This is a genomic window from Achromobacter sp. Root565 (assembly GCF_001427425.1).
Lineage (GTDB): Bacteria > Pseudomonadota > Gammaproteobacteria > Burkholderiales > Burkholderiaceae_B > Achromobacter > Achromobacter spanius_D.
In genome coordinates, this window is record NZ_LMGO01000001.1 from 3425326 (window position 1) to 3437485 (window position 12160).

The window sequence follows — 12160 nt, forward strand, 5'->3', positions numbered from 1 at the left end:
GCAGGTGGCAATCACCTACGGGCCGGGCAATTCAACTTCTTGTATGGATTTTGGCGGTAGAATTCGCAATCTTGTATGGATTTTAGCACTCGCTCCGCGTCCTCCTGACCCCGTTCAGCGTCCACGAGTAGCGATCAAGCTGCTGAAGCAGCGATTTGAGGCAATGATGAATTTCTGGGTTCCTTTAGTCTTCGGCATATTCAAACTCGGCGTGCTGGCCGTGTGCATGTTCCTCGCCATCAAGTCCCATCGCGAAGGCGCCAGAAAAGAGAAGGAGAAGAAGGAGCTGGAGCGCCTGGAAACCCTCAAAGCGCTGGCTCAGGAACCTTGAGCACACCAGCCTCACCCTGAGAGGGATGCCCAGGATCGCATCCAGGCAAAAAAAATGCGGCTCGAGTGAGCCGCATTTGATATCAGGAAAACTTAGATTGGCTGTGGCGCGACGAAGTGAGACACCTTCGGCGGCGCATCGCCGATGTGGAAACCGCGCACTTCGGCCTGTTGGTCCGCGTCGGCATGGGTCACACGCTCATGCTGGCGCAGGTGCTCTAGCCACGACGTCACCAGGAAGTACTCAAGGTAGCGGCCAGGCTGCGCCGCGTCTTCGAAGATGCCCCACGCGTAGGCCCCATCGCGGCGGCGCTCGGCGCCGGCATGCTGCATGGCCTGCACGAAGTCCGCGCCGCGCGCCGGGTCGATCAGGTATTCCACCGTGATCATCACCGGACCGCGATCATGCGACACGTGCTGGTCGATCAGGGGTTCGGGCCAGTGCATCGACGGCGCAAGGTCCAGGTCGGCGCCCAGTTGCAGCTTGGCCTTGCGGGTCAGCAGCATCGCGATCACCGAGCCGGCGGCGGCGATCAGCATCGCGGCGGGAACGCCGGCATGCACTGCAGCTTGGCCCCAGATCATGCTGCCCGCGGACATCGAGCCGAAGAACACCGTCACGAAAATCGCCAGGCCACGGGCACGCACCCAGTCCGGCAGGGCAACCTGGGCGGACACGTTCAGCGAGGTCAGCACCATGATCCACGACGCGCCGGCCAGGAAGCTGAACGCACCGGCCACCACGGGATGCGGGATCACCGCAAACACCACCAGCGTGAGCGCCGTGCCCAGCGTGCCGGCCATGACGCTGCGGTCCGGACCCAGCTTCTTGCGCAGCGGCGGCAGCACCATCGCACCGATCACCGCACCGGCCCCGACGCAGCCCAGGATGATGCCGTAGAGCATGGCGCCACCCTGTAGCACCTGACGCACGATCACCGGCAGCAGCGCCCAGTAGGCGCTGGCAAACAGAAAGAAAGCGACGGCACGGACCAGCGTGGATTTGAGCGGCTTGCTGTGCAGCGCAAAGCGCAGGCCGGCACGCATGGCATGAAACAGCTGCTCGCGGGGCAGACGCTTTTCGGCGGCAACCGGCGGCTTCCACCAGATGAGCGCGGCCACAACCACGATGAAGCTGACCGCGTTSACAAAAAACGGAATCGCCACGCCCAGGCTGGTGATCAGCACGCCGGCCAGCGCCGGGCCAATGGCGCGGCTGACGTTGATGCCCACGCTGTTCGTCGCGATGGCCGCGGGCGCCGACAGCGCGGTGCCGATGCCCATCAGCAACGTAAAGCCCAGCAGCACCCACGGCGTCGTGAGGCCAAACCACACCACCAGGCCCAGCGCCAGGGCGATGAAGCCCATCGCGATCTGCACCATCAACAGCAGCTTGCGCCGGTCCATCGTGTCGGCCAGCGCGCCGGCCAGGAGCGACAGCAGGAACACGGGCAAGGCGCCCGCCGTCTGCACCAGCGCCACGAACATGGGCGATGGCGACAACGACGTCATGAGCCATCCGGCGCCCACGTCATGCATCCAGGTTCCGATGTTGGACAGCACGGTGGCAACCCAGATCACGGAGAAGGCGGAATAGGCAAAAGGCGAGGACGGCTGGGCGTCGGCGGGGCGGGTGTCGGCGGTCGTCATGGGAGGCTCCGGGGCTGCCGGTCGATACAAGAAAAAAAGCCCGCGGCATCGGCCGCGGGCCTGGGATTTAGCGAGCGATGACAGGCGCAGCGACGGGCGCGATAGCGTCGTGGGCGGTCTGCGTGCGCTGGCTGGCCTTGTGCACCATCGTGTAGGCATAGTCCACGCCCATGCCGTACGCGCCCGAGTGCTCCTTGACGATCTCCATCACGGCATCGTACGAATCGCGGCGGGCCCAGTCGCGCTGCCATTCCAGCAGCACTTGCTGCCACGTGACCGGCACGACGCCAGCTTGGATCATGCGTTGCATGGCCATGTCATGCGCTTCCTTCGACGTGCCGCCCGACGCGTCGGAGACCATGTAGATCTCGTACTCGCCTTCCAGCATGGCGCACAGCGCGAAGGTGGTGTTGCAGACTTCGGTCCACAGGCCGGCCACGATCACCTTCTTGCGGCCGTTGGCGGCGAGCTGGTCGCGCACCTTCTGGTCATCCCACGAGTTCATCGAGGTGCGTTCCAGCACTTTCTTTTCCGGGAAGACATCGAGCAGTTCGGGGTAGGTGTATCCCGAGAACGACTCGGTTTCGACGGTGGTGATGATGGTCGGAATGTCGAACGCCCTGGCGCCCTTGGCCAAACCCACGACGTTGTTCTTCAGCGTCTGGCGATCGATCGACTGCACGCCGAAGGCCATTTGCGGTTGATGATCGATGAAGATGATCTGGCTGTTTTCGGGGGTCAGCACTTCGAGCTTGGCGGTGGAGTTGGTCATGTCAGTGTCCTTGAAGAAGTAGGTTTGGGGTGTTGCTTGCAGCGCGTTGCTGCGATGAACAGAACTATATTCTTCGGGACAATCCGCCGGTAGATGGCTATTTTTGCCTTCATCGTTCTTTTTATGGAACGATGACCGGCCACAGGACTGCGCAGCGACGGTTCGGGGCAACATGGGTATCATCCGCAGTCCTGCCGCTCAGACCGGCTTCAGCACCCCGCCTCCGATCCCATGCAATGCCCTCGCTGCAATTGGCAGAACCCGGCCGCCAACAAGCTGTGCTTCAGCTGCAAAGCCGTACTACCGGTTACTGCCCAGGCGGCGCCCGCCCAGCGCCCCGGCCCGGGCGGCGACGCCCCCGTCTTTCCCAGCATCTGGGCCCGACTGGCCGCCACGGCGATTGATGCCGTCGTCATGGCGACCGCGATGGTCGGTCTGTCCATGGCCGCTTCATACACCTATCAGGGCCTCACGGGAGTAGACGGGCCCACGCTGCTGGCAATAGCCGGCGGGCTGCTGGGCTTGCTGCTGCCCGCCTTGATGGACGCCTGGGGCAATGGCTCCCCAGGCAAACGTCTCTTGAAGCAGCGGGTGGTGACGCGCAAGGGCAGCTCACCGGGACTGTTGCGCTCGATCTGGCGCCATATCCTGAAGTATTCGCTGAACCTGGCGTTACCCGGCATCTTCCACCACATACAGCAGGCGGTTTTTGGCGAGCGCGCCATGCACAACTCCCTCGCCGGCACTCATGTGGTGTCCAGCCAGGCCAATCCCCGGGCCGTGCTGCCCGCGCTGGCTCGGGTCCGCGCCGTCACGGGCGCCGGCCGTTTTCTGTTCATCGTGTTCGGCATGGTGGGGCTGGTCCTGGCCGGCATGGTGATCGCGGTCGTCGCCCTGGACAAGGATGACGCAGACAATCCGCTGCGCGCCGACGTCATACGCCTGGATCTCGTGTCGGATCCCGTGCGCCTGCTCGCGGAAAGCCACTATCAGCGCACCAAAACGTTTGCGCCCGACATGGCCGCGCTCGGCGTGACGCCTGAATCGCTGCGAACCAGCGGGTTCAGCAAGCTGGAGATGAATCCCGTCAACGGCGTGCTGCGCTTTACCATCGCGGGCGATCCGGGCACGGCGGATTCGCCGTCGCTGGGCGGCAAGCACCTGGTCTATCTGCCCGAGCTGAGGTCCGAAAAGAAGGGCGGCGGCGTGCGCCGATGGCAATGCGGCAGCGACGACATCCCGCGCGAAGACCGCCCCTACAGTTGCCGTCACGAAGCAGGCGCCCTGGCGCGCTAATCCGATCTTCCGAACAGAGAACCTTGCGCATGTCCAGCCTGATCGAATCCATTCACCGCGCCGATGACGGCGGCGACCTTGCCCAAATGCTTGCCTTGTGCGAACAAGGGCTGCGCGAACAGCCGGATCTCGCCGTCATGTGGGCACTGCGCGCCCGCTATCACGACCAGCGCCGCGCGTACGCACAGCGTGACGCAGACCTGGACCGCGCGTTGGCGCTTGATCTGCAATGCAGCGACGCCATTCGCTTGCGAGTCACCGCGCTCTACGACGCGGGCCAACAGCAGAACGCCTGGCGCCTCCTGCGCGAGGCCCTGACACGTGCGCCGTCGCACTTCGGATTGCTGATGGCCGAGGGCTATCTGTTGATCAACGACGGTCAACTGGACGACGCCATTGCAAGCTGGACCCGCGCCTCGCAAATACGCCCATTCGCCGCGGCGCCGCATTGCTACATCGGATCCAACCTGCATAACGCAGGCCGCTACCAGGACGCTTTGCCCTACCATCAGCGCGCCGTCGCGCTGGCGCCCAACAACGGTGGCTTTCTTTACGACGCCGGCAACAACTACCGCCGTCTCGGTGACCTGAACAACGCCATCGCGATGTTCGACCGCGCCCGCGCCATCCTGGGCGAGGAGAACGCGATCCAGCACAATCGCGCCTCGTGCCTCCAGGCGCTCGGACGCCATGAGGACGCGGTCGAGGAATGGACCAGCCTGCTGCGCCGCGAACCCGACTGGGACTGGCCCCTGGAGGGCAAGGCGCGCTCGCTGCATCGCCTGGGCCGAGGCGACGAGGCGGCGCCGCTATGGCGTCGCCTGGACGCGCTCTCGGACAGCGGCTGGGAAGGCCGCAAGGAGCAAGCCCGCGAGTATGTGCGCAGCGGCGACCCGGAGTTGGCTGAACAGGCATTGCAGGGCCTGGACCCGCTGTCCAGCGACGACGACCAGCTGCTGTTCGTCGCCGGCAATGCGCAGCGCGACCAGCGCCGCTGGGAGGCCGCGCTGACCTATTACCTGCGCGGCTACGAACTCGCGCCCGACAACGACTTCCTGCCCGGCAATGCAGCCGACATGCTGAACAGGCTGGAACGCCACGACGAAGCCTTGCCCTTGTCCGAGGTCGCGATCTCGCTGGATCCCGATTGGCTGAAGTGGCGCCGCGCACGCATCGAGGCGCTGACCCACTTGGGGCGCGCAACCGAGGCCGTGACCGACGCAGACCAGGCGATGGCGCGCTGGCCCGACAGCGGTCCCCTGCACGCCGAACGTGTCAATGCGCTGATCGCCGCCAGCCGGTATGAGGAGGCGCTTGCAGCTTGCGACCGCCTTATAGCGCTGGATCCCGACTACCGCAGCTGGGCGCTGTTCTCACGCGGAGAGATCTACGGCCACATGAAGCGGCATGCTGAATCGGCGCTGGCATTCCGCCAAGCATCCGCCTCGTACCAGCAGAACGGCAAGCCTCAGTTCCAGGAGCTGTCGATGCAGAATGCGCTGGCTGCCGAACAGGCCGCGGCCGCGCCACGTGGAATCCTCGGCCGACTGTTTGGCCGCAAATAGGTGTCGAGATTCATTGCTTCCCAGGTTGAATTCACGCGCCGCAAAGCTAAGGAATGAAATCCTAAAGGCAAGCGCCTGGGCGAAAAAAAGGGTCGCGGAACGCGACCCCCTCACGACTTAGCGGCAAAAAAAGATCAGCGACGATGAACGAACGTGGGGCGCGAAGGTTGAATGCTCGCGAAGTTCGAGTCGCCGAGCTGCCAAAAGCAAGAGCCGTCTGTCCCATGGGACAGACGACGTCAGGATGTCTCAATGTACCGATCCTGGAGGCAGTTAACTGGAGGGTGATGCCGCTCACGCTTTTTTATGCAGCGAGAGCACATCTACCCCTCAAAGTCCGCACGTTTATGGAGTGGGCAATTTCGCTTGCTTGGCAAGCTTGATCTGACCCTCAACTCCGACCCGCTGTCTTTCAGACGTGCACGGCATGCACGGCCTGACCGTGTGGCGGCATCGCCACGCGAACCCGTAGAGCGATGAAGAGCGCAGCGAGGATCATCACGCCTCCTGCCGTCACAAAGACGCCGATCACTCCGCCGAATCCGAACACCATGCCACCCAGCGCGGCCCCCGCTGCGATGGACGACTGCACGCATGCAACCACCATACCTCCAGCCGTTTCAGCCTGATCAGGAACCGCTCGCGCGACCCAGTTCGACCACGCCACTGGGACACCTCCGAAGGCGAGCCCCCAAAGCGCGACCAACAGCATCAGCCCGGTCTTGTCCACAGGAAGCCAAATCATGGCCAGGGCCGCGACGCCGACCAGCGCAGGCATCCAGACGAGCGTGGCGCGCAGGCTGCGCTCCATTATCCAACCCGCAACCAAAGTCCCGACGAAGTTGGCGATACCGAAGCCAAGCAACATCAGAGACAGATCCTGTACGTGGATATGCGCAACGTTCTCGAGCGCGGGACGTATGTAGGTGAAAAGTGCAAACTGACCCGTGTGAGCCAACACGCATCCGGTCATGCCCGCTGCAATGCCAGGACGTCGAAGCAACTCCAGCACCGTCGCAGTCTGCAGCAATTTGCGCGGCGCCATTCGGGGCAACGTGAGCACCTGGAAAAGGAGCGTAACGATGCCCACCGCGGCGGCCGCCAAAAAGGCGCTGCGCCAGCCGTAGAGTTCACCCAGGTAGCTGCCGAGCGGCACGGAAACAACCGTGCCCACTGCGATGCCACTGAAGATTATTGAAAGTGCGCGTGGGACAAGCCTGGCCGGAACCAGGCGCATCGCAACCGCAGCCGCCATTCCCCAGAAACCACCCAAGGCAAGGCCCAGAAGGACTCGCATCGCCAACAGCATCGGCAGGCTCGAGGAAATCGCCACCAGCAGATTGGAGGCGATCATCAATACGGTGAACCCAAGCAAGACCAGTCGGCGATCAAACCCGCGTGTCAGGCGCGGCACCAACAAACCGGCGAACAGCGCCACAACGGCAGTTACGGTGACGGCTTGGCCCGCAAGGGCCTCCGACACACCAAGATCCGCTGCCATCGGGGTCAGCAGGCTGGCGGGGAGGTACTCCGCAGTAAGCAACCCGAACACGCCCATCGCAAGAGAAAAAACGGCTACCCACGCCGGCGTGTTCACCTCCTGAGCCACTGCATCCTTCACATCACTTCTCATTTCAAACAACTCCTGAATATCTCAGGCAGGAAGTCTAGGGCCGCATTCCAGGATGATCTATGATAAAAAGTCCTGAGTTTTTAACCGAAACACCTGAAATGATAGAAGGCCGCTCCTTCGTTCTGTCATCCGACCTCATCAGTGAGCTGCTGACAGGCATGCGGTTGCGCGGGGTGCAGTACCGCCGCGTTCAAACCGGTCCATCGTTCGGCTTCGATTTCGACGCCAGGCCTGGATACAGTTATTTCCACTACCTCGCGGTCGGCAACGCAGTCCTGCGTGCGCATGACGGTGCAGTTCATGAACTCACCGCCGGCAGCGCCGTGTTTTTGCCGCAAGGCGGCGGACATCAGCTCCTTTCGGATCCGAACGCCTCTTTCCAACCGATCGACACGTTCGACGTGGCGCCATTGGGCGAGGCTGTTAGTGGGGTCGATACTTGCCCCAGTACACATTCGACGCCCAGCGCCGTCCTCTTCTACGGCTGCATGGAGTTCGACCTAGGCGGTATGCAGGGACTGGCAAAGCTAATGCCGGATGCCATGTTGGCCGATACGGACGGGACGAAGTATCCCGGCTTGCGCGAGATCCTGGACGCCATGAAGCGTGAGATATGCTCTGGCCGCATCGGCTTCGCTGGCATCCTGGCGCGGCTTGCCGAAGTGGCGGCAGCGATGATCACGCGTGGGTGGATTGAATGCGGTTGCGAGAGCGCTTCCGGACTCGTAGCTGCCTTGCGCGACCCCCGTCTCGCCCGCGCCATCTTGGCGTTACATCGCTCGCCCGGTAAGGAGTGGACAGTCGCGGAGCTGGCTGCAGAATCGCATGTTTCTCGATCGGTCTTTGCCCAACGCTTTCAGGCGACCCTGGGGGTTCCGCCTCTGCGCTACGCGACAGAACTCAAGATGCGCCTCGCCAACCAATGGCTGACTCAGGACAGGCTGTCGATCGACGCAGTGGCGCATCGTCTGGGCTATACCTCGCAAGCTGCGTTCAGTCGGGCGTTCAAGCGCATCAGCGGCCAATCGCCTGGCGCGACGCGGCGAACGGCGGCATAACCAGCACACTCTTCTTTGCATGCCCGATGTAGAAATCGGCCGCGCGAGCGGCCGGTTGTACTTTCACGAGCGAGATTGCGACAAGGAACAGTAAATGGCGGGAGAACGATGCTGTTCACGCTGCGACCGACTTTATTCCCCGTTTTCACACCGTGAAGTACCGGATTAAAGTTCGCTTCGACGGCACAAAATAAGCCATTGATTTTACGAGTTTTTACTCAATAGCCTCGCCTTCCGTGAAGTTCGATGCTCGACCTTCGTTGGCAATGGGGCAAAGGATTTTTGAATCAATGTTCGCTCGGGACACTGAACCAGAGTTCGAAGTTGCGTACCTGTCCCGCAAAACTCCGGCCAGAAGACCAAAAGTGCAACGCGCCGAGTAAATGCACGGCCTGGGGATGACCGCTGTCGAGCGAGCGACTAAAATTTCCCAAGAGCCTTGGTCCCATCCTCGCGAGACTCAACATGCCCAAATACCGTGAACTCAGACTCGAAATAACGCCGGCACTTCACACCCTTTTGGAACGCGCTGCGGCACTGGAAGGCAAGACGTTAAAGCAATTTGCCGCACTAGCGTTGCGGCGAGCCGCAGAGGCAGCGCAGCCCACGGGGGACGTGGTTCATCTGTCCAAGCAGGCTCAAGAGGCTTTCGCCCGAGCCTTGCTCAGCCCAGATCCGCCAAATTCGGCCCTCAAGAAGGCGCTTCTGAATCACAAAAGGCTATTTGGAAATTAGCCTTCTAAACGCATGCGCGGCGCCGTTATCTTCAGCTGCTTCAAAAGGGATAACGCCGGACGTCGATGACGTCACACAGCGCAGTGTGCGCGCTTCGACAAAGATTCCACGACAACAGCTCCTAATAGCTTGTCACCGAAATGGCTTCCCCAGCTTGCCGCTCTTAGTGAGGACGCCCGACCGTCGCAAAGCTTTCAGCGTTTCTTCAATTCCAATGTCGTAGGGATTTCCCACCGGAACCTGAAAGGTGAGGACTTTTATTCGTCCCGGTAGGCGTCGCTTTCGCAGCGTAGCCTCCTCGGTCGATTTGGCCGAGCCCGGCGGATTCGAGGTTTCCGACGAAGCAACCGGCCCAACCCTCGAGTAGCGCGCAACGGTTCTAGTGAGGAGCTTGGCAGTCGCCATGATGAGCTCGTAATGGACCCGGCCATAAGTAGTATCACTCTAATAATAGTATGCGCCATATCGGCGCTGCAAGGACGACCACTACCACAGGTCACCACACCTACCTCGCCCCAGATCCAACAACTTTGCGGCGAAAGGCGAGCGGGAGAGTTCGTGTGAGGCTCTCACATCTAACCGCCGTATCTGATACCCACGAAGGACGAGGGGCTTCGCCTACCTCCGGCTTCACAAGGCCCCGGCTAAACCAGCTGGTTTGGCCGCCTGATTGTCCGGGAAATACGACCCGTGACGCCCCTATTGGACCTGAACGGAGTAAAGTGCTTTAACCATTTTGAGGGTGACTACCGTGACCATCCCAAGTCGGCGCACTACGCGATTGAAACAACTGCCGGTTGTTAAGGCTTTCCGAGCTAAATCACTCAGCTGGCGTGGCTTGATTCGTGCCCTATCAAAGGAAGGGAGATTGTTAGTGGTCAACCAACGCAAGCCTGAAGCGGTGATCCTTTCCATTGCGGAATACACGCGATTGGTTGAAGCGTTGCAGACCGAGCATCTGGGCGTGCCACGTCCATTGGCCGAATTACGCCGGCGCTGGGACGAAAAATTGGCCTCGTTGAACGAGGAGGGTGCAAGTGATCGCCTGCGTTCGGTGATGCGGACGCCGGGGCAGCTTGGTGGTCGGGTGAAAGCAGGCTTGACGTGTTGAGCCTTCGGCAGTCTACGTCTGCGCCCGAATCAGTCCAATCAGGAGACCAGAAGGCCGACGCGGCCTTCAAGTCGCGGTCCCGACACCACGAAATGGAGCCACTCCCTTTGGGCGATGCTGCCACGCGCACCACAAGATTCCTGGCTGAGCTAGTTGGCGACCTCGAGACAGTCAACGGTATATGCTCGAAATGCCCGGAAGGGATTTCCCTTGAAGAGAATTTCGCGGGGTGGGAGCCGAGTCCGAAGCCGCTGGTCCACGTTTTCCTTGTCGCACATCAAGGCATGGCAGCGGATACCGCAGCGCTACAACTTGCCCTGGTTCTGGAGAACATACTGAACCGGCCCCAGGGAACCGACAGCTTGATGCAGATGTGGGTGACAGTTAGCAGCGACGTCAAACTTTCACGTATCCAAGACCACTTCCGCCTCGTCGCCGATTGCGCCTGGGCAAAATTTCAATTCACCTCAGCTCCAAGTTCTGTCATTTCAGTCCAAACCACAAATATGTCTGCGCTTTTAAAAGGCGCAGCGGCCAGTCGCTAGGCTGAACAATAAGGCCTCGCAGCCCCGGTTGCGGCGGCAGCGTGGACCGCAAAGTTCCGACCACCGTATCCCGATGGAACTCTTTGTTTAGAACGACCTGAAGCTACGTCCTGGGCCGGGCGTCACGTGGGCTGGTCGAGGATAAAGTGCTGCCGAGTCCGGCCTTCTAATTCTGCTGCAGCAAGCCAACGTGGATAACGCCTTGCCCTGTCCATGTTTGTCCCGTCGCCAGACGATACAGATATCGTGAGCACCAGCACGCTCATCTTGGCACGCACCACGCTTTCCTGTTTTTCGATCGGCGATACAAAACGGTAGTGTTATTATGACCCACACTGGACACGCTCTAAACCACTACATGCTGACGCATCGAAGGAGCAAGTCATGAGCATTGCCTTTATCACGGCTATCCTCGTCGTTGCGGCGCTCGCCTCGCTAATTGGCTATATCAACGTCAAAGAGCGCCTGATCGAAAATGGCGATTTGAAGCGTTAGATGTCCAATCTGCGCGCATAGGACGAGCACAGACCGCAGGTGTGCTGAGAGCCCCGTTTTTCGATTCGGGGCTTTTTCTTGTTCGTATGCGCTTTGGTCATGGTTGCTGTCTATTTGACCGCTAGTTATACGATGACCACTCCGCGCGCTCAGACGCATCGGACTAAACACCACTGCGCTACACCACGAGTCCCCGCGTCCGGCTGCCAACATCGCACCCCATCGCGTTGAGAGCCAGAGGTACATAAGAGAACGGTCATCCGAATGGCTCCTGCTCAGCACGTTCGTCACTAAAAACCGCAAGCTTCCCACAGTTCAGTTTTGTACCCAAGAAGCGACAAGGTCTCGGTGATAGGTTGTACCACCTCGCAACTACATAGCTTTCCTACGAACGCGCGTGCGTGGTTCACCCCGAGAAGCTTCGCTGCGCCTACGCCCATCCAAAGCCGCTACAGGGAGAGATCGCCAATGACAACCAAACGTTGCGCTCACTGCGGCGTCCTGTTTCAGGCTCGGCCCCAAGTTCCCCACCAGATGTACTGTTCCGCCAAGATCTGCCAGCGAGCCCGAAAACAAAGTTGGCAGCAGGAAAAGCTTCATAACGACGCCGCCTATCGGGCTAATCAGCGCGATGCCCAACGCGCATGGCTGGCGCGTCATCCAGACTACTGGAGAGACTATCGCGACACCCATCCTGCTTATACAGAACGCAACCGAGACCGCCAACGAGTAAAGCAACCCGATCAATCGGCGCCAAAGCTTGCAAAAATGGACATGTCGGGGCCTCTCTCTGGCATTTATCAACTCCGGATCCTTACCTCGCATTTCCTCGCAGACCGTGTCTTTTGGATCGTCGAGCTCGTTCCTGCCGGTGAGCAGCGCTCTTGCAAAAAAGACACTTGCAAATAGATGACTTGATCGACAGGCAGCTAACGACTCTTTACCGTCGTGATGACGAGAGAGCTACGGC

The 12160-nt window shown here is 60.8% G+C and carries 11 protein-coding genes; 8 read left to right on the forward strand and 3 right to left on the reverse strand.

Going from position 1 to position 12160, the window contains the following annotated elements:
• Window positions 1–4 precede the first annotated feature (4 nt).
• Window positions 5–331: a hypothetical protein gene (locus tag ASD71_RS28010; protein WP_156395150.1), complete on the forward strand. Its 327-nt coding sequence runs from the start codon at window positions 5–7 to the stop codon at window positions 329–331.
• A gap of 92 nt (window positions 332–423) precedes the next feature.
• Here ASD71_RS28010 and ASD71_RS15255 read toward each other — a convergent pair whose 3' ends face one another.
• On the reverse strand, window positions 424–1980 hold the full coding sequence (locus ASD71_RS15255; protein WP_056565454.1) for an MFS transporter: 1557 nt from the start codon (window positions 1978–1980) through the stop codon (window positions 424–426).
• A gap of 67 nt (window positions 1981–2047) precedes the next feature.
• Window positions 2048–2752, reverse strand: coding sequence for a hydrolase (locus ASD71_RS15260; RefSeq protein ID WP_056565457.1), 705 nt, complete (start codon window positions 2750–2752; stop codon window positions 2048–2050).
• 231 nt (window positions 2753–2983) lie between these two features.
• On the opposite strand from ASD71_RS15260, the gene ASD71_RS15265 reads away from it, so the two are divergent.
• On the forward strand, window positions 2984–4048 hold the full coding sequence (locus tag ASD71_RS15265; protein WP_056565460.1) for an RDD family protein: 1065 nt from the start codon (window positions 2984–2986) through the stop codon (window positions 4046–4048).
• Window positions 4049–4077: 29 nt separating this feature from the next.
• Window positions 4078–5613: a tetratricopeptide repeat protein gene (locus ASD71_RS15270; RefSeq protein ID WP_056565463.1), complete on the forward strand. Its 1536-nt coding sequence runs from the start codon at window positions 4078–4080 to the stop codon at window positions 5611–5613.
• Between the two features lie 412 nt (window positions 5614–6025).
• On the opposite strand, the gene ASD71_RS15275 is transcribed toward ASD71_RS15270, so the two are convergent.
• The gene (locus tag ASD71_RS15275) at window positions 6026–7246 is read right to left on the reverse strand and encodes an MFS transporter (RefSeq protein ID WP_056565466.1); all 1221 of its coding nucleotides are present in this window, start codon (window positions 7244–7246) and stop codon (window positions 6026–6028) included.
• 59 nt (window positions 7247–7305) lie between these two features.
• Between ASD71_RS15275 and ASD71_RS15280 the strand changes: the two genes are divergently transcribed.
• The 5 genes from ASD71_RS15280 to ASD71_RS27705 all read left to right on the forward strand — a co-directional run bounded on the left by ASD71_RS15280 (window position 7306) and on the right by ASD71_RS27705 (window position 12099).
• Window positions 7306–8304, forward strand: coding sequence for an AraC family transcriptional regulator (locus ASD71_RS15280; RefSeq protein WP_056565469.1), 999 nt, complete (start codon window positions 7306–7308; stop codon window positions 8302–8304).
• 465 nt (window positions 8305–8769) lie between these two features.
• The gene (locus tag ASD71_RS27700) at window positions 8770–9039 is read left to right on the forward strand and encodes a DUF1778 domain-containing protein (protein ID WP_082578906.1); all 270 of its coding nucleotides are present in this window, start codon (window positions 8770–8772) and stop codon (window positions 9037–9039) included.
• Window positions 9040–9820: 781 nt separating this feature from the next.
• On the forward strand, window positions 9821–10150 hold the full coding sequence (locus tag ASD71_RS28015; RefSeq protein ID WP_156395151.1) for a hypothetical protein: 330 nt from the start codon (window positions 9821–9823) through the stop codon (window positions 10148–10150).
• A gap of 107 nt (window positions 10151–10257) precedes the next feature.
• A complete protein-coding gene (locus ASD71_RS28020) occupies window positions 10258–10695 on the forward strand; it encodes a hypothetical protein (RefSeq protein ID WP_156395152.1) in 438 nt (145 codons plus the stop codon).
• 963 nt (window positions 10696–11658) lie between these two features.
• A complete protein-coding gene (locus ASD71_RS27705) occupies window positions 11659–12099 on the forward strand; it encodes a hypothetical protein (protein WP_082578907.1) in 441 nt (146 codons plus the stop codon).
• The last annotated feature ends 61 nt before the right edge of the window (window positions 12100–12160 follow it).